At 71.5% G+C, this 17,990-nt stretch carries 16 protein-coding genes; 6 read left to right on the forward strand and 10 right to left on the reverse strand.

What is annotated here, in order from left to right:
- Position 1: 1 nt before the first annotated feature.
- Positions 2-475, reverse strand: coding sequence for a MarR family winged helix-turn-helix transcriptional regulator (locus BMY61_RS23300; RefSeq protein WP_052439274.1), 474 nt, complete (start codon positions 473-475; stop codon positions 2-4).
- Between the two features lie 113 nt (positions 476-588).
- Between BMY61_RS23300 and BMY61_RS23305 the strand changes: the two genes are divergently transcribed.
- A complete protein-coding gene (locus BMY61_RS23305; protein ID WP_042456201.1) occupies positions 589-1,101 on the forward strand; it encodes a YceI family protein in 513 nt (170 codons plus the stop codon).
- A 27-nt stretch (positions 1,102-1,128) separates the two neighbouring features.
- On the opposite strand, the gene BMY61_RS23310 is transcribed toward BMY61_RS23305, so the two are convergent.
- From BMY61_RS23310 to BMY61_RS23320, 3 genes are read right to left on the reverse strand one after another with little or no spacing between them, the layout of a single operon-like run.
- Positions 1,129-1,839, reverse strand: coding sequence for a response regulator (locus BMY61_RS23310; protein ID WP_042456199.1), 711 nt, complete (start codon positions 1,837-1,839; stop codon positions 1,129-1,131).
- Positions 1,836-3,068 (reverse strand): MacS family sensor histidine kinase, encoded by a 1,233-nt coding sequence (gene macS, locus BMY61_RS23315; RefSeq protein ID WP_042456197.1) that lies wholly within the window; start codon positions 3,066-3,068, stop codon positions 1,836-1,838. The genes BMY61_RS23310 and macS overlap by 4 nt, the downstream gene beginning before the upstream one ends.
- A 26-nt stretch (positions 3,069-3,094) precedes the next feature.
- Positions 3,095-3,859, reverse strand: coding sequence for a lysophospholipid acyltransferase family protein (locus BMY61_RS23320; RefSeq protein ID WP_042456329.1), 765 nt, complete (start codon positions 3,857-3,859; stop codon positions 3,095-3,097).
- 195 nt (positions 3,860-4,054) lie between these two features.
- Between BMY61_RS23320 and BMY61_RS23325 the strand changes: the two genes are divergently transcribed.
- A complete protein-coding gene (locus BMY61_RS23325) occupies positions 4,055-4,816 on the forward strand; it encodes an alpha/beta hydrolase (RefSeq protein WP_042456327.1) in 762 nt (253 codons plus the stop codon).
- 5 nt (positions 4,817-4,821) lie between these two features.
- Positions 4,822-5,346 carry a hypothetical protein gene (locus tag BMY61_RS23330; RefSeq protein WP_052439273.1) on the forward strand — a complete coding sequence of 175 codons (525 nt, stop codon included), beginning with the start codon at positions 4,822-4,824 and terminating at the stop codon, positions 5,344-5,346.
- A gap of 96 nt (positions 5,347-5,442) precedes the next feature.
- Here BMY61_RS23330 and BMY61_RS23335 read toward each other — a convergent pair whose 3' ends face one another.
- The 6 genes from BMY61_RS23335 to BMY61_RS23360 form a co-directional block, all read right to left on the reverse strand.
- Positions 5,443-6,237 carry an endonuclease/exonuclease/phosphatase family protein gene (locus BMY61_RS23335; RefSeq protein WP_042456195.1) on the reverse strand — a complete coding sequence of 265 codons (795 nt, stop codon included), beginning with the start codon at positions 6,235-6,237 and terminating at the stop codon, positions 5,443-5,445.
- Positions 6,238-6,323: 86 nt separating this feature from the next.
- Complete coding sequence (locus tag BMY61_RS23340) at positions 6,324-7,262, reverse strand: ROK family glucokinase (protein WP_042456193.1); 939 nt, start codon at positions 7,260-7,262, stop codon at positions 6,324-6,326.
- A 138-nt stretch (positions 7,263-7,400) separates the two neighbouring features.
- Positions 7,401-7,880: a DUF5304 family protein gene (locus BMY61_RS23345; RefSeq protein ID WP_052439272.1), complete on the reverse strand. Its 480-nt coding sequence runs from the start codon at positions 7,878-7,880 to the stop codon at positions 7,401-7,403.
- 35 nt (positions 7,881-7,915) lie between these two features.
- A complete protein-coding gene (locus BMY61_RS23350) occupies positions 7,916-9,094 on the reverse strand; it encodes an ArsA family ATPase (protein WP_042456317.1) in 1,179 nt (392 codons plus the stop codon).
- A 5-nt stretch (positions 9,095-9,099) separates the two neighbouring features.
- On the reverse strand, positions 9,100-9,540 hold the full coding sequence (locus BMY61_RS23355) for an SRPBCC family protein (RefSeq protein ID WP_042456188.1): 441 nt from the start codon (positions 9,538-9,540) through the stop codon (positions 9,100-9,102).
- A gap of 113 nt (positions 9,541-9,653) precedes the next feature.
- Positions 9,654-10,421: a metallophosphoesterase family protein gene (locus BMY61_RS23360; RefSeq protein WP_042456186.1), complete on the reverse strand. Its 768-nt coding sequence runs from the start codon at positions 10,419-10,421 to the stop codon at positions 9,654-9,656.
- Positions 10,422-10,570: 149 nt separating this feature from the next.
- Here BMY61_RS23360 and BMY61_RS23365 point away from each other — a divergent pair, with 149 nt between their 5' ends.
- The 3 genes from BMY61_RS23365 (at position 10,571) to BMY61_RS23375 (ending at position 17,971) form a co-directional block, all read left to right on the forward strand.
- A complete protein-coding gene (locus BMY61_RS23365; RefSeq protein WP_042456184.1) occupies positions 10,571-12,367 on the forward strand; it encodes an AMP-dependent synthetase/ligase in 1,797 nt (598 codons plus the stop codon).
- A 157-nt stretch (positions 12,368-12,524) separates the two neighbouring features.
- Positions 12,525-16,583 carry a beta strand repeat-containing protein gene (locus BMY61_RS23370; RefSeq protein WP_143094480.1) on the forward strand — a complete coding sequence of 1,353 codons (4,059 nt, stop codon included), beginning with the start codon at positions 12,525-12,527 and terminating at the stop codon, positions 16,581-16,583.
- 146 nt (positions 16,584-16,729) lie between these two features.
- Complete coding sequence (locus tag BMY61_RS23375) at positions 16,730-17,971, forward strand: glycosyltransferase (protein ID WP_042456181.1); 1,242 nt, start codon at positions 16,730-16,732, stop codon at positions 17,969-17,971.
- The last annotated feature ends 19 nt before the right edge of the window (positions 17,972-17,990 follow it).

A 17,990-nucleotide genomic window follows, 5' to 3' on the forward strand; every position in this document is an offset into this window, starting at 1 on the left:
GTCAGGGGCGGCAGGTCTGCCCGGGGTTCGGGTCCAGTTCACGCACGCAGCCGGCGGTCGAGGCGAAGGTCTCCAGGCCCACACGGCTGACCACCCGCTCCCGCAGCGCCCCGGCCAGGGCCAGCGCGGCGTCCATGGCGACCCGCTGGCCCTTGGCCGTCAGCGAGGCGAGGACCACGCGGCGGTCCGCGGCGCTCGGCTGACGCTGCAGCAGCTCCGCGTCCGTCAGCCGGTCGGCGACCTTGGTGGTGCCGGCGGTGGTGAAGTTCAGGGTGGCGGCGAGCTGGTTCATGGGCGCGGTCTGCTCCGGCGAGGTCAGCAGGAACCAGAGCACCTGGAACTCCGAGGGCGTGAGGCCCGCCTTCGCCTGGACGTCCGCCAGCAGCTGGTCGGTCAGCCGCCGGAAGCCGGACTGCAGGATGTTCCACTGCTCCAGCAGTTCCAGGTCCGCCGTGTCCGGACAGTTCTCGGCCATCCCCCGACCTTTCGTACGAATCGACCCGCTCTTGCCCCAGAGTAGCAACGCGAGCTAATGTCTAACCAGCTACTTAATATGTGGCTAGCTATCCAGCGAGAGGTCTCTCCGTCATGTCCGTCTCCCTGCCTTCCGGGCGCTACCAGCTCGACCCCGGCACCTCCGAGGTACGTATCCAGCACAGGACGATCTGGGGTCTGGTCACCGTCAAGGGTCGCTTCACCGAGGTGGCCGGCCTCGGGGAGGTCCCCACCGACGGCGGCTCCGCCTCCGGGACGCTCACGATGACCGCGGCGTCGCTCGACACCGGCCACGCCAAGCGCGACGCCCACCTGCGCTCCGCCGACTTCTTCGACACCGAGCGCTTCCCCGAGCTGGTCTTCACCGCCGACGAGGCCAAGGCGCAGAGCGACGGCACCGTGGAGATAGCCGGCCGACTGACCGTCCACGGCGTCACCGAGCCGCTGACCCTCAGCGGCACCGTCACCGGCCGGACGGACCAGGGCGTCACCGTCGCCGTGGAGACCGTCGTCGACCGGGACCGCTTCGGCCTGGGCTGGAACAGGATGGGCATGCTGAAGGGCCTGACGACGGTCACCGTCAGCGCCACCTTCACACGCGCCTGAGCGGCCTGCTCCCGTTACCGCGTCCTGCTACCGCTGCTGCTGCTCGTCCTCGTCCAGCCCCGCCGCGATGGCGTAGCGCACCAGCTCCACCCGGTTGTGCAGCTGGAGCTTGCCCAGGGTGTTCTGGACGTGGTTCTGCACGGTGCGCGGCGAGAGGACCAACCGGTCGGCGATCGCCTTGTACGGCAGGCCCTTGGCCACCAGGCGCAGGACCTCCGTCTCGCGGTCCGTCAGCTTCGGGGCGCTGGAGCGGTCCTGGCCCGCCGGAGCGGGCTCGGCCGCGAGGCGGCGGAACTCGCCCAGCACCAGGCCCGCCAGGCCGGGGGTGAAGACCGCGTCCCCGGCGGCGGTGCGGCGCACCGCGTCGATCAGCTCCTCGCGGCTCGCGGACTTGACCAGGTAGCCGATCGCGCCCGACTTGACCGCTTCCAGCACGTCCCCGTGCTCCCCGCTCGCGGACAGCACCAGGACGCGCGGCGCCGGCTCGGCCGCCATCAACTGACGGCAGACCTCGACGCCCGGCTTGTCGGGCAGGTTCAGGTCCAGCACCACGACGCCCGGCCGGCTCGCCCGGCCGCGCTGCACGGCCTCGCGGGCGTCGCCCGCCGTGGCCACCACGTCGAAGCCGGCGTCGGCGAGGTCCCGGGCCACCGCCTCGCGCCACATCGGATGGTCGTCGACCACCATCACCCGCACGTCGGCACCGACACCCGCCTCGGCGGCGCTCGCCTCGCTCATCGCTTCCCCTCCCGCTGACCGCTGTGCTGACTGCCGTGCTGACGCTGCTTCGGCACCCGCAGCTCCACCTCGGTGCCCTGACCGGCGGCGGAGAAGAACTCGGCGCTGCCGCCCAGATCACGCAGGCGGCCGCGGATCGACTGCGACACCCCGAGCCTGCCCTCGCGCTCGGCCTCGGCCAGCCGGGCCGGGTCGAACCCGGGGCCCTCGTCGCGGACGCTGACGACCACCTGGTCCGGCTCGTCCTCGACCAGGATCCAGGCCTGGGCCTGCTCGCCGACGTGCCGACGGACATTGTCCAACGCGGCACCGACGGCCGCCGCCAGCTCGCCCGCCGCGGCGTACGGCAACAGCACCTCGGTGCCGGGCTGGGCGAGGCTCACGCGGGAGTCGGAGAGCGGAGCGAGCAGGGCCCGCAGATCCTGCGGAGTCGTCGGGTCCACGGCGGCCGCGGTGCCCGTGCCACCGGGCGCGGGCCCGTCCGGCGCACTCAGCCCACTCGCGATCAGCCGGCGCAGCGCCACCTCCTGCTCCCCGGCCAGCGCGGCGATCTCCGCCGCCTCCCCGCCGAGCTCCGCGCCGCGCCGACTGACCAGGCTCAGCACCTGGAGCACGCCGTCGTGGATGTCCCTGGCCAGCCGTTCGCGCTCGCGCGTCGCGGCCTGGATCTCCAGGGCGCGGGCCAGCGTCTCCTCACTCTTGCGGGCCAGGTCTATGACGAAGCCGATGGCCACACCCGCGAGCAGCAGCAGCACGATGTTGTGCAGGTTCGAGGAGTCGAGCTTGCCCGCCTCGATCACGTTCGCGACGCCGACCACGACCCCGGCGAAGGCCGCCGGCAGCCAGCCGCCGTAGACGGCGAAGCCGAGCACCGCGCTGGCCGCCCGGATCGTGGGCAGGGTGACGTCCCCGCCGGCGACCCAGTGCGGCGCGTCGAAGGCGCGGGTCAGCAGGATGCCGAGGACGATCAGCGCGAGGTCGACGACCAGCCAGCGGCGGGTGCAGGTCTCCTTGGACCAGAACACCCTGACCGTGCCGAGGGTCCAGGCCGACAGCACGCCCATGTAGATCCATGCGCCGAGCTGGTTGGTGTAGTGCTGCTCGTGCTCGGCGTAGCGGCCGATCGCGTAGAGCAGCGTCAGCACGCGGAAGGCGCTGATCGCGATCCACAGCGGCTGTTCGACGGAGAACGAGCCGCCGACGGCGACACTCCTCGGCTTTCCCCCCACGGTCCCCTCCTGCTGACCTACTGGTCCTACTGGTCCTTCTGGTCCTTCTGGTCCTTGTGCTGGGCGGCCTGGGCAGCCTGTTCGGCCTGCTTCGCCGCCTGCTTCTCCGCCTTCTTGGCGTCCTGCATCGCGCGCTTGGCGGCCGTGGCGTAGACGTCCACGTACTCCTGGCCGGAGAGGCGCATGATCTCGTACATCACCTCGTCGGTGACCGAACGCAGGATGAAGCGGTCGTTCTCCATGCCCTGGTACCGCGAGAAGTCCATCGGGCGGCCGATCCGGATGCCCGGACGGACGCCGAACTTCGGCAGCACCTGGCCGGGAGGCTGGAGCTTCTCGGTGTCGATCATCGCGACCGGGATCACCGGCGCGCCGGTGGCCAGCGCGATACGGGCCACGCCGCCGACCTTGCCGCGGTAGAGACGCCCGTCGGGCGAGCGGGTGCCCTCGGGGTAGACGCCGAAGAGCTCCCCGCGCTCGATCACCGCGATGCCGCTCTGGATCGCCGCCTCACCGGCCCCGCGCACCCCCGAGCGGTCGACCGGGAGCTGGCCGACGCCCTTGAAGAAGGCCGCCGTCAACTTTCCCTTGATCCCCGTCCCGGTGAAGTACTCGGACTTGGCGATGAAGGTGACCCGCCGCCTCGGGATCAGCGCAGGCAGGAAGAACGAGTCGGAGAAGGAGAGGTGGTTGCTGGCCAGGATGGCCGGCCCCTCCTCGGGGATGTTCTCCATGCCCTCGACCCACGGACGGAAGAAGACCTTCAGCATCGGGGCGACGATCATCTTCATCAGCCGGTAGAACAACCCTGACCTCCATACTCACCTGACCACCGAGAACCTTAGTCGGCTTCGCGGCAATCTCCCTCCACCGCGTAGGGGTCGGGAACAGGAAGCTGTACGGGCGCGTTGCCGACATGCGACGATGACGTTGACTGGGGCTTCCGTTTCGCCCCCACTTGGCCCATGGCCCGGAAGGACCACGACATGCCGCTGCTGCCCGGCGCCGAACCGTACCGCCACCACGGCGGGCCGGTGGGAATCCTGGTCTGCCACGGCTTCACCGGGTCGCCCAACTCGATGCGCCCGTGGGCCGAGCGGGCCGCGGCCGAGGGTTACAGCGTCTCCCTTCCGCTGCTGCCGGGGCACGGCACGCACTGGAAGGACCTCAACACCACCCGGTGGCCGGACTGGTACGCGACGATCGAACGCGAGTACCTGAGCCTGGCCGAGGAGTGCGACCAGGTCTTCGTCTTCGGCCTCTCCATGGGCGGCCTGCTCTCCCTGCACCTCGCCGCGGAGCGCGGGGCCGGCATCAGCGGCCTGGTGCTGGTGAACCCGCTGGTCAGGATGCCCGGACAGGCCCACGTGGCGCTGCCGGTCGTCCGCCACCTGGTGCCCAGCTTCCCCGGCATCACCAGCGACATCGCCAAGCCCGGCGTCGACGAGGGCGGCTACACCCGCACGCCCCTGCACGCGGCGCACTCGATGAAGCAGCTGACGAAGATCGTCCAGTCGCAGCTGCCGTCGGTGACGCAGCCGCTGCTGCTCTTCCGCAGCCCGCAGGACAACGTGGTCTCCCCCGACAGCGGCCGGATGCTGCTGGAGCGCGTCGGCTCCAAGGACGTCGAGGAACGGCTGCTGGAGCGCAGCCGCCACGTGGCCACCCTGGACTGGGACGCCGAACTGATCTTCGACGGGAGCATGGACTTCGTCCGTCGCCTGACCGTCCCCGCGACGAAGGGCTGAGGGCGATGACCGAGCCGGAGGGCGTGGAGCGCCCCGAGCAGTCCCAGCCCGAGTCGCAGCCGCAGTCCGAGCCGAGCCGTTCCGACGACGAGCTCTTCGCGGAGCTGGTCGCCGGATTCGACGAGCCGGTCGCCGAGGGCGACCGCAGCTGGCCGGAAGCGGAGGACGTCGCCGATCTCGCGCCGCAGGCGCGTCCGCGACCGGTGATCCGCGCCCTCCCGGTGGTGCGCGCGGTCCCGCCGGTCGACCCGCGGGCGTGGACGCCCGAGGAGGACCCGGACGACGAGCACTTCACCCCTCCGGAGCCGCCACCGCTGCCGCAGGCGCAGGCCGCGACGAAGCTGTCGCTGCTGGCGCTGGTGGTCGGCATCGCCCTGATCGTCCTCGGCGAGATCGGCGAGCTGCCCGGCATGGCCACGTTCCTCGGCGTCTGCGCGGTCGCGGGCGCGGTCGCGACGCTGGTCTTCCGCATGCGGGATCCCGACCCCGAGGACCAGGACGACGACCCGAACCACGGAGCTGTGGTCTGACAGCCAGTTGCAGCGACCTCAGGGGCGCGAGGAACTGCGCGACAAGCCACCGGCGTGCGGATGGTCCCCCGTAACAGGGCCATCCGCACCGGGGGGTTACTCGTGCAGTTCCTCGCGCCCCTGAGCGGGGATCCGTAGGACGCCCACCACGGGTAGATGATCCGTCGCCAGGAGCAGGTCCTTCGCCCGTAGTCCCGGGAAGCCCTCGCCCGCGACGCCGCAGGCGAGGACCTCGATGCCGCGGGTGGCGAAGACGCCGTCGATGCGTTGGTGCGGGTTCTTCGGCACGCTGCTGTACTCGTCGCCCCACGGGCGTGTCGCCCAACCGTCCCGGAGGCGGCTCGCGAGAAGGTCCCAACCCCGTTCGCCCGGGTGTTCGTTGAAGTCGCCGCCGACGACCGAGTGGGCGACGCCCAGGCCGTCGAGGTGGTCCAGCAGGAGCTGGAACTGTTCGTGGCGTTCGTCGGCGTCCAGGGACAGATGACAGCTCGTCACCGAGAAGGGCGCGGCCGCGCCCAGGCGGAGCACGGTGGTGGCGAAGCCGCGCTGGTGGAGGTCGGGGCGGCGGGGCAGCCAGATGTCGTGGGTGGAGAGCGGCACCGCCCGCAGGCGGCCCAGGAGGAGCGGGCCGGAGGCCGACTTGCCGCCGCTGAGGACCATCAGTCCGGCCTGGCGGGCCAGCCACGCGGCCTGGGGGCGGGGGAACCAGAAGCGCGGGGACTCCTGGATGCACACCAGGTCGGGCCGCAGCGCCCGTAGCACCCGGACCACCGCCGTGCGGTCGTCGCGCAGGCTGCGGATGTTGTAGCTGACGACCCGGACGATCTCGGAGCCGTCCGCCTGCGGGCCCGACTCCGGAAGGTCCCACTTCTGTCCCACGAGGGCATCCATGCTTCGAGTCTGACAAAGGATGAGCGCCCGTGCCGGGGAGCGGCACGGGCGCGTCGTGTGAAGAAGTGCGCGGGGATTGCGGGGGATCAGAAGCGGGCGAGGTCCGCGGCGCCGATGATGCCGGCGGCGGAGCCGATGGTGGCGAGGACGACCTCGGCGCGGGGGCGGTGGACGCCGCCCACGATGTACTTCTCGAAGGCCTTGGCGACCGGGTCGAGCAGCAGGTGGCCGGAGTCCGAGACGCCGCCGCCGAGGACGAAGACGGCGGGGTCGAAGAGGGAGGCGAGGTCGGCCAGGCCCCGGCCGAGCCAGTCGGCGAGCTCGTCGTAGACGTCCAGGGCCATCGGGTCGCCCTCCTGGGCGGCCTGGGTGATCTGGCTGCCGGTGATCGTCTCGGCGACGCCCTCGTTCAGCTCGAGCAGGCGGGCGCCGCGGGCGGGATCGGCCGCGGCGGCCTCGCGACCGTAGCGGCGCAGCGCGCGGCCGGAGCCGTACTGCTCCCAGCAGCCCTTGGAGCCGCAGCCGCAGAGAAGGCCGTCCGGGACCATGTTCAGGTGGCCGATCTCGCCGGCCACGCCGAAACTTCCACGGTGCATCCGGCCCTCGATGACGATGCCGCCCCCGATGCCGGTGCCCACCGTCACCATGATCATGTCCTGGTGGCTGGCCGCGGCCCCGAACCGGAACTCGCCCCAGGCGGCCGCGTTGGCGTCGTTCTCCACCACCGTCGGCAGGTGGACCAGGTCCTCGATGCGGGTCTTGAGCGGCTCGTTCTCCCAGTCGATGTTCGGCGCCATCAGCACCGTCGACCGGTCCCGGTCGATGTAACCGGGGGCGCCGACGCCGACGGCGACGACGTCGTGCTGCTCGCGCAGCTCCTTGATCGCGTCCGCGATGGCCCCGACGGCCCACTGCGGATCGGCGGGCGTGGGCACGCGGGTGCGCGCCAGGATCGCCCCGTTCTCGTCCACGACCCCAGCCGCGATCTTGGTGCCGCCGACGTCGACGCCGATGGTGAGTCCCATGTGTCCCTCAGTCTTCGGTGAATCCCCGCTGGGCGGTACCGTACATTAGCCGAAGACAGGAAGGCGAGAGTGTTCCGGGCAGACTTCATAAGTCGAAAACAAATCTCTCGGATCTGCCTCACCCGGACCGCATGAGGTCTAGTCCAGGTCGATGTGTTCGGTGCCGTCCTTCTTCGGGGCCGCCCATCGGCGTTCGGAGGCTGAAACCGCAGCCCGGTACGCCGCGATCAGCTCGCCCCCCGCCGCCAGCAGATGGCCGTACACGGCGGGATTGGAGCTGCGCAGCGGTGCAGCCAGGTTCTGCAACACCTCCATCGGGTCGCCGGCGCCGGAGCTGAGGGAGGTCACCTTCTCGCTCACCGCCGACGCGAACCGGCGCACCTCGTCGACGAGCGGGCCCAGTTCCTGGCCGAAGGGAAGCTCCGCGCCGAACGGGGACTCCTTGCCGTCGCCGGCCGCGCCTGCGGTCCCAGTCTCATCGACCGCCCCGGGCTCCGCCACCGGGGTGGGCTCCGTGGTGTGCTCCGCCTCGACCGGGGCCGCGGTCCGCTCCTGATCGGCGACCGCCTCCGCCCACACGTCGCCACCGCGCCCGTCGTTCTCCTCGGCGCTGCTCATGTCCACTCCCCTCGTCGGCGTCTACGCCTTCGACGCTACCTGAGGGGGGCGGGCCACAGGGACGGGTCGGGTGCGAATCGCACGGTCAGCTCACCGTCGCGCAGGGCCGCGCCAGCGACGGTGCAGCGTCGCAGCGCGGAGGGAAGGGGGACGGCACGGCGGTGCCCGGCGACACCGAGGACGAGCTCGTCGCCTCGGCGCAGCAGGTCGAGGTCGCCGCGTTCGGCGCCGGGCAGCGGGATGTGCCAGACCAGCACGCCGTCGGGCGTGTCGAGGCGGTCCTCCACCCCCCAGGCGGTGGCCTTGCGGGCGGCCCGGACCGGCCCCTCGGGCCAGGTGGCGAGGGCGCCGGGTTCGGTGAGCCCGGTCAGGTCGCCGCGTTCGGGCTCCCGCCCGAGGTCCGGCACCAGGTGCACCGGCACGTCCCAGCCGTCGAGCGCCTCGGCCCCGGCCGGTGCCGCGTCCGCGCGGTTGACCAGCACCGACTCCAGCGGCAGCTGCTGCAGGGCCAACGCGGCGCGGATCCGCCGCTGCCCCGCGCGGGCGCGCGGGCCACGCGCGGGCGGGACCACCAGACGCAGCGTGGTGCCGGGTGCCTCGAGCGCGGCGCGGACCCCGGCCAGCTCACCCGAGGCCCAGGCGCGGGCTTCGAAGAGCCACTGCGAGGGCATCGGCACCCCGGCCAACCCGGCCAGGACGGGACGCAGCGCGCGGGCGGCCTGCCGCTCGTCCGGCAGCAGCCGGGCCAGGTAGGCGTCGACCTGCGTCGGGAGCGCGAGGGTGGAGAGCAGTTGGGCGACCGGCGGCGCGTCGACGACGACGAGGTCGTGGCGGTCCGTTCCCGGCAGTGCGCGCAGCAGCTCCAGCAGGGCCAGTTCGCGCGCGCCGGGAAGCGCGGTGAGCTCGTCGGCGTCCAGCGGCTCGACACCCAGGAAGTCGAACAGCGGCTTGGCCCGCTCCATCAGCCGCATGCCGGCCGCACGGAAGGAGGTCTCCACGTCCAGCCGCATCGCGAACAGCCCGGGGGCCGATCCGATCCGCGCAGGCTCGGCGCCCAGCCGCTGGTCGAGCAGCGCGTCCGCGTCACGGAAGGGGTCGTCGGCGGCGACGAGCAGCACCCGTTCCCCCGACTCCGCGGCCAGGGCGGCGGTCGCGGCCGCGAGGGTGGTGCGACCGGCCCCGCCCGGGCCGCTGACGAGGACGAGCCGGGGCATGGGCATCAGGCGGCGAGGCCCTCGACGCGCTTCTTCAGTCCGGCCAGCGCGCGGTCGATGATGACCTTCTCGGCCTTGCGCTTGATCATGCCCAGCATCGGGATCTTGACGTCCACGGCGAGCTGGTAGGTGACCTCGGTCCGCGTGCCGGCCGGGGTCAGCGTGTAGGAGCCGTCGAGCGACTTGAGCATCTGGCTCTTGACCAGGGTCCAGCTGACCTTGCGGTCGCCGTCCCAGGTGTAGGCGAGGACGTGCTCGTCCTTGATCGCGCCGGCGTCCAGCACCAGGCGCACCTCCTCCGCGCGGCCGTCCCCGGTCTCGGCCAGGACCTCGACCTCCTTGACCTCACCGGTCCACACCGGGTACGCGGAGAAGTCCGCGATCACCGCCATGATCGCGGCAGGGTCGGCCTCGATCGTGGTGCTCGACCTGGTGTGCTCCGCCATCGGGTGGCCTCCGCCTCTCGCCCTCATGCTGCCTGGGACTGCATACCTCGTACTGCTGCCGCGAAGAGGCTATCGCGTCCACGCCTGCGGGCTGCGATCAGATGTCCGGCACCTCAGATGTCCAGCACCCAGGGCCGTCCGGTCGCGTTGAAGTGGCCGACGTTGACGCACTCGGTACGGCCGATCCGCATCCGCCGGGCCAGCGGCTGGTGCACGTGACCGAACAGGGCGTACGCGGGCCGGGTCTCCCGGATCGCCGCCAGCACCGCCTCGCTGCCGCGCTCGAAACGGCGGGCCACGGTGTCGTAGGTGAGCTCGGGGACGGCGGGCGGGATGTGGGTGCACAGCACGTCGACCGGACCGAGCGCGGCGACCTTGGCGGCGTACTCCTCATCGCTCACCTCGAACGGCGTGCGCATCGGGCTCGGCAGCCCGCCGCCGACGAAGCCGAAGGTGAGGCCGCCGATCTCCACGGTCTGCCCGTCCAGCACGGTCACCCCGGCGCGGGCGAACTCCGGCCACAGCCGCGGCAGGTCCACGTTGCCGTAGGTGGCGTAGGTCGGCGCGGGGAAGGCGGCGAACAGCTCCGCGTACTGGCGGCGCACGGCGCCCTCGATGGCCTCGGCGCGGTCCATGCCGACGCCCGCCCACAGCTCGGCGGAGAAGGCGCGGGCCTCCTCGAAGCGGCGCTCGGTGCGCATCCGCACCAGCCGGGTGGCGTTCTCCGCGCCGAACAGATCGGGGAAGATGCCCCGGCTGTGGTCGGCGTAGTCGAGGAAGAGGATCAGATCCCCGAGACAGACCAGCGCGTCGGCGCCCTCCCCGGCGCGCGCCAGCGCCTCGCTGTTGCCGTGCACGTCGCTGACCACATGGACCCGCATGGGCCCCACCCTAGGCCCACTACGCTGGTCAGCGAGTGTGACCCTGGGAACACCTGGCTTCTACATCTATCCCCCTGGTGCTACCCGCTAGTAACGTCCTGGCGTCCCAGCAGCGTCGCCGTGGCAGCCAGACGATCGAGGAGCAAGCTTTGCGCGAGTTCAGCCTTCCGGCCCTGTACGTGGTGCCGAGCGGCGGAAACCTCACCGATCTCATCCACGCCAACGCGCAGGCCCACGCCGACCTGCCGCTCGTCGCGCGCAAGGTGGACGGCGCCTGGCAGGACCGCACCGCCGAGCAGTTCCTCGCCGAGGTGCGAGCCGCGGCCAAGGGCCTGATCGCCTCCGGCGTCGCCGCGGGCGACCGGGTCGGACTGATGGCGCGCACCCGCTACGAGTGGACCCTGCTGGACTTCGCCATCTGGTGCGCGGGCGCGATCACCGTCCCCGTCTACGAGACCTCCTCGGCCGAGCAGGTCGAGTGGATCCTCGGCAACTCCGGCGCGGTCGCCTGCGTCGCCGAGCTGCCGCGGCACGAGGCCGTCATCGCCGAGGTGCGCGAGCGGCTGCCGCAGCTGAAGCAGGTCTGGCAGTTGGAGGCCGGCGGCCTGGACGAGCTGGTCGCAGCCGGCGCGGACGTCGCCGACGAGGCGATCGAGGAGCGCCGGGCCACCCTGGGCCCGGACACGGTCGCGACGATCGTCTACACCTCCGGCACCACCGGCCGCCCCAAGGGCTGCATGCTGACCCACGCCAACTTCATGGCGGAGCTCGGCAACATCACCCAGCGCCTGGAGCCGCTGTTCCGGCCGGGCCACTCCTCGGTACTGCTCTTCCTCCCGCAGGCGCACGTGCTGGGCCGGATCGCGGAGATCGCCGCCGCGATGGCGCCGATCCGGATCGGCCACGTCCCGGACATCAAGGAGGTCACCGCCGAGCTGGCCTCGTTCCGCCCGACGCTGATCCTCGGCGTGCCGCGCGTCTTCGAGAAGGTCTTCAACTCCGCCCGCGCCAAGGCGCAGGCCGAGGGCAAGGGCAAGATCTTCGACCGGGCCGCGGACACGGCCATCGCCTACAGCCGCGCACTGGACACCCCCGGCGGCGCCTCGCTCGGCCTGAAGCTGCGCCACCGGCTGTTCGACGCGCTGGTCTACAGCAAGCTGCGCAACGCGCTGGGCGGCCGGGCCACCCATGCCATCTCCGGCGGCGCACCGCTGGGCGAGCGGCTGGGCCACTTCTACCGGGGCATCGGCTTCACGGTGCTGGAGGGCTACGGGCTGACGGAGACCTGCGCGGCCACCGCCTTCAACCCGCACGACAAGCCGAAGATCGGCACGGTCGGCCAGCCGCTGCCGGGCTCCGCGGCCCGGATCGGCGACGACGGCGAGATCCTGCTCAAGGGCCCGCAGGTCTTCACCGGCTACTGGGAGAACCCGGAGGCCACCGCCGAGGCGCTGCACGACGGCTGGTTCGCCACCGGCGACATCGGCGAGCTGGACGAGGACGGCTACCTGCGGATCACCGGGCGCAAGAAGGAGATCATCGTCACCGCCGGCGGCAAGAACGTCGCCCCGGCCGTGATCGAGGACCGGATCCGGGCGCACCCGCTGATCGGCGAGTGCATGGTGGTCGGCGACCGCCGCCCGTTCGTGGCCGCGCTGATCACCGTGGACGAGGAGTTCTTCCCCGCGTGGAAGAAGCTCCACGGCAAGCCGGAGGGCGCCACCGTCTCCGACCTGATGGCCGACGCCGACCTGCTGGCGGCCGTGCAGTCCGCGGTGGACGACGGCAACGCGGCGGTCTCGCACGCCGAGGCGGTCAAGAAGTTCCGCGTCATCGACACGGTGCTGTCGGAGGACTCCGGCCACCTGACGCCGTCGCTGAAGCTCAAGCGCGGCGTGGTGATGAAGGACTTCGCCGACGAGGTCGAGGCGCTCTACCAGAAGTAGCGAATCAGGACATTACTCCCCGGAACACAAGATTCCGGGGAGTTTCCTGTGAACGGCGCGTATATTCTGGCGCAATCCCCCTCGGTTCGCGCACAGCGGTTGGAATGCTGACCCCGCGCATTCCGCGCCAACCGGACGAGGGGGGACTTCGTCAGAGATGTCCGTACGTTCCGCGCTGCCCAAAATAGTGGCTGCCTTCTCATTGGCCGCAGGTCTGCTCTCCGGCGCCGCCGTGACCGCACACGCCGACGAGACCACCGTGTCCCAGGACACCTACCGCACCGGATGGGACCAGAACGAGCCGGGCCTGACGCCCGCGCAGGTCTCCTCCTCCGACTTCGGCCAGCAGTTCTCCACCGCCGTCGACGGGCAGGTCTACGCGCAGCCCGTGGTCGTCGGCAACACACTGGTCGTCGCGACCGAGACCAACCACGTCTACGGTCTCGACCCGGTCAGCGGCGCGATCAGGTGGACCGACGCCTACGGCGCGCCGTGGCCCGCCTCCGGGGTGACCACCCCGGGCGCCACCTGGTCCTGCGGTGACCTCGCCCCGTACATCGGCATCACCGGCACCCCCGTCTACGACCCGGCCTCCGGCTACGTCTACCTGGTCTCCAAGGAGGACGGCGGCCAGTACCACGACGCACCGGTCTACAAGATGCACGCCGTGGACCCGGCCACCGGCAACGAGAAGCCCGGCTTCCCGGTCGTCATCTCCGGCTCCCCGAGCAACGACCCCTCCACCGTCTTCACCCCCGTCCAGGAAGGCCAGCGGCCCGGCCTGCTGCTGCTGAACGGCGTGGTCTACGCCGGCTTCGGCTCGGTCTGCGACCACGGCAACTGGCGCGGTTTCGTCGTCGGCGTCAACACCTCCGGCCAGCAGACCGCGATGTGGGCCGACGAGACCGGTGCCGCCAACCAGGGCGGCGGCATCTGGGCCTCCGGCGGCGGTCTGGTCGCGGACGCGCAGGGCCACATCGAGTTCTCCACCGGCAACGGCGTCTCGCCGCCCGTCGGCCCGGGCTCCAGCCCGCCGGCCACCATGTCCGAGTCGGTGATCTCGCTGACCGTGCAGAGCAACGGCTCGCTGAAGGCGAACGACTTCTTCGCCCCCTCCAACGCGGCCTATCTGGACCAGAACGACCGCGACCTCGGCTCCGGGGGCGTCATGGCCGTCCCGGACGGCTACGGCACCACCGCGATCCCGCACCTCGCCGTCACCGAGGGCAAGGACGGCCGGATCTTCCTGCTCAACCGCGACAACCTCGGCGGCATGGCGCAGGGCAGCGGCGGCGGGGACGCGAACGTGCAGACGCTCGGCCCCTACACCGGCTGCTACTGCCACCCGGCGTTCTGGGGCGGGGGCGGCGGCTACGTCTACTACTCCAGCAACGGCGGCCCGCTGCAGGCGTTCCACCTCGGCGTCGACGGCAGCGGCAACCCGGCGCTCGCCCTGGTCGGCCAGGGGTCGATCAACTTCGGCTACCTCAACGAGGGTTCACCCGTCGTCACCTCCACCGGCACCACCGCCGGCAGCTCGGTGGTGTGGGTCTCCAAGGCCAACGACATGTACGGCAACGGCGCCACCCTGTACGCCTACAACGGCACCCCGAACGCGGACGGCTCGCTCAGCATGCTGTGGTCCGCGCCCTACGGCGTCGCTTCCAAGTTCGCCACGCCCGCCACCAGCGGCGGCCGCGTCTACATCGGCTCCCGCGACGGCCACGTGCTGGCCTTCGGCCGCCCGGCCACCTCGGTGCTGACCGGCCAGCCCGTCTCCATCGGCCAGGTCAACGTCGGCGCGAACGGCAGCGGGACGCTCACCGTCACCGCCTCGCGCGCGCTGAACGTCACCGGCGTCACCACCTCGGCGCCGTTCGCGGTGACCGCGCCGACGCTGCCCGACGCGCTCGCGACCGGCGGCACGCTCACCGTCCCGGTCACCTTCACCCCGACCGTGGCGGGAGCCACCACCGGCATCGTCAACATCGCCACCGACCAGGGCACGGTGGGCTTCTCGGTCAGCGCCACCGGCGTCAAGGCGGGCTTCGCCACCGCCCCGGCCACCGTGAGCTTCACCGGCCAGCCGACCGGCGTGCCGATCTCGACGTCCGTCCAGTTCACCAACACCGGCACCGGCAGCGAGACCGTCTCCGCGACGGGAGCGCCGTCCGCGCCGTGGAGCGTGACGGGCGCACCGGCCGCCGGCACCGTGGTCCCGGCAGGCGGCTCGTTCACCGAGTCCGTCACCTACGACCCGACGACGGCCGGCAGCTCCACCGACCAGCTCTCGGTCACCTCCACCTCGGGCACCTTCACGGTGCCGCTCAGCGGCACCTCGGTGACCGGGCAGGGGCATCTGACGATCACCCCGGCCTCGCTCAGCTTCGGCTCCGTGCCCGTCGGTACGACCTCGCCGCAGCTGAGCTTCACCGTCACCAACGACGGCAACATCCCGGTCACCCTCAACAAGGCCAAGGCGCCGGTCGGCACCTTCTCCAGCCCGAACGCCATCGCCGAGGGCCAGGTGCTCGGCCCCGACCAGTCGGTCCAGGTGCCCGTGGTCTTCTCGCCGACCACCGCGGGCGCGCTCAGCGACAGCTACGAGATCACCGGCAACACCGGCCAGGGCGACCTGTACGTCCAGCTGTCCGGCACCGGACTCGCCACCCTGCCGCAGCCGCCGACGAGTTGGCAGGCCAACGGCTCCGCGACGCTCTCCGCGGGCGCGATCACGCTCACCCCGGCCACCACCCAGCAGTCCGGCTCCGCGTTCTACACCGGCGCCGTCCGGACCGACGGCCTGACCGCCTCGTTCACCTCGACCTTCAGCGGCGGCACCGGCGGTGACGGCGCCACCTACGCGCTGGTGGACGCCACCAAGGGCACCGACACCGGCACCGGCGTCGCCGGCGGCGGCATGGGCTTCTCCAAGCTGCCGGGCCTGGCCGTGGTGCTCTCCAGCAGCTGGAACGGCACCGCCGGGATGGGCAACTTCGTCGGCATCGCCCAGGGCCCCGGCTCGGGCGCCGACAACCTCACCTACCTGGCCTGGGCCAAGGTCCCCACCTCGCTGGAGACCGGGAGCCACGCGGTGACCGTCACCACGGCCGGCGGGCACGTCAAGGTCGGCGTCGACGGCACCGCGCTGCTCGACTACGTCCCGGCCGCCGGGGTACTGCCCAGCAACGCCTACGTCGGGTTCACCGCCGGCACCGGCGCCAGCACCGACGTGCACGCCATCTCGAACATCACCATCACCCCGCCGGCCGCGGCCACCACCGGACCGCAGATCCTGACGGCCACGCCGAGCGCGGTCGCGTTCGGCGCGGCGACCGTCGGCAGCACCGGCAGCCAGTCGGTGACGCTGATGAACAACGGCACCGGCACCGAGACCGTCACCGCCGTCACGGCACCGGCCGCACCCTTCGGCGCGACCCTGCCGGCGGTCGGCACGGCCGTCGCCCCGGGCTCGTCCGTCACCGTCCCGGTCACCTTCGCGCCGACCCTGACGGGCGCCCAGAACAGCTCCTTCGCGGTCACCACCACCAGCGGCACCGTCACCGTCTCGCTCGCGGGCACCGGCCAGCCGGGCGGGACCGGCGGCACGCTGCCCGGCTTCACCGACGCGAGCTGGCACCTGAACGGCGTGGCGAGCCAGTCCGGCGGCGTCGTGGCGCTGACCACGGACGGGATGCACTCGTCCAAGGGCGACGTCGTCAACGCCACCGCGGTCAACCCGATCGGCCTGCACGCCAGGTTCACCGAGTCGATCAGCTCCACCGGCACCCAGACCGGCGACGGCATGACCTTCGCCCTGCTGAACGCCGCCACGATGAGCACCTCGTCCCTCGGCCACGACGGCAGCGGACTGGGCGCCACCGGTCTCGACGCGACGGTGGCCGGATTGGCGGTGTTCTCGAACTTCGGCGCGGGAAGCTCACCGGATCTGGGAGTGGCCACGACAAGTTCCGGCACCACCGGTTTCAGCACCCTCGGCTACACCACGAATATCCCGGCGTTGCAGGGGGCGACCCACACGATCGATATCCAGGTGACGGCCGCGAGCCATCTCGTGGTCTCGGTCGACGGCGTCCAGGAGCTCGACGAGGCGGTGACGCTGCCCAACAAGGTGCTGGTCGGCTTCACGGCCGGGGTCGGCGCCTCCACGGACACCTTCGCCGTCTCCGCGCCGACGATCACCTACAGCTCCTGAATTAAGTACGGCTCCTGAATCACGTAAATCCGGCCCCACTTGGCCGAAAACATCGCGGCCGCTCGTTAAATCCCGTGGAAGGGCGTGTTAATACCCCGGGATTGCGAGCGGCCGCGCCATAGGTTGTCCCACGGGGAGGGACTTCAATGATTTCCGCGTTCATCGTGGTGTGCTCGCTCGCGTTGTTCTGGGTCGCCGTTTTCACCCTGTGGTGGATGTTGCACGCGTGGCGCACACCGGAGACGCTCGCCGGCACCCGCTTCGGCGCTCCGGACGACACCGGCGCGCTCGCGTTCTCGCTGCTCGTGCCCGCGCGGCACGAACAGGAGGTGCTGGAGCACACCGTGCTGCGGCTGCTGGAATCCACGCACCTCGACTACGAGGTGATCGTCATCGTCGGCCACGACGACCCGGACACCGCCGCCGTCGCCCACCGGCTCGCCGCCGAACACCCGCGGCTGGTCAGCGTGGTGACCGACCACCACGAGAAGAAGAACAAGCCGAAAGCGCTCAACAACGCGCTGCCCGCCTGCCGCGGCGACGTCGTCGGCGTCTTCGACGCCGAGGACCAGGTGCACCCGGAACTGCTCGCCCACGTCGACCACGCGTTCCGCGACACCGGCGCCGACGTCGTCCAGGGCGGCGTGCAGCTGATCAACTTCCACTCCAGCTGGTACAGCCTGCGCAACTGCCTGGAGTACTTCTTCTGGTTCCGCTCGCGGCTGCACCTGCACGCCGAGAAGGGCTTCATCCCGCTCGGCGGCAACACCGTCTTCGTCCGCACCGAGCTGCTGCGGCGCAACGGAGGCTGGGACGAGGCCTGCCTGGCGGAGGACTGCGACCTGGGCGTGCGGCTGTCCAGCCAGGGTGCCAAGGTCGTCGTCGCCTACGACTCGGAGATGGTCACCCGCGAGGAGACCCCGGACTCGGTGGTCTCCCTGTTCAAGCAGCGCACCCGCTGGAACCAGGGCTTCCTGCAGGTGTACCGGAAGAAGGACTGGAAGCGGCTGCCGTCGCTGCGTCAGCGGATGCTGGCCCGCTACACGCTGGCGACGCCCTTCATCCAGGCGCTGTCGGGGCTCGCGCTGCTGGCCGGCGTGGGGCTGGCGTTCGTCGCCGAGGTGCCGGTCGCGGTCGCGCTCGTCTCCTTCTCGCCGCTGGTGCCGATGGCGGCGATGACCGCGTTCGAGGTGGTCGGCCTGCACGACTTCGGCAAGCAGTACCAGCTGCGGATCCGGTTCGGCCACTACCTGAAGCTGCTGCTGGGGGCACCGTTCTACCAGCTGATCCTGGCGGGCGCGGCGCTGCGCGCGGTCTGGCGCGAGCTGCGCGGCCGCAAGGACTGGGAGCTGACCCGGCACGTCGGCGCACACCTGGCCGAGGGCTGACACACACTCATGCACGTTC

This window comes from Streptacidiphilus jiangxiensis (genome assembly GCF_900109465.1).
GTDB lineage: Bacteria > Actinomycetota > Actinomycetes > Streptomycetales > Streptomycetaceae > Streptacidiphilus > Streptacidiphilus jiangxiensis.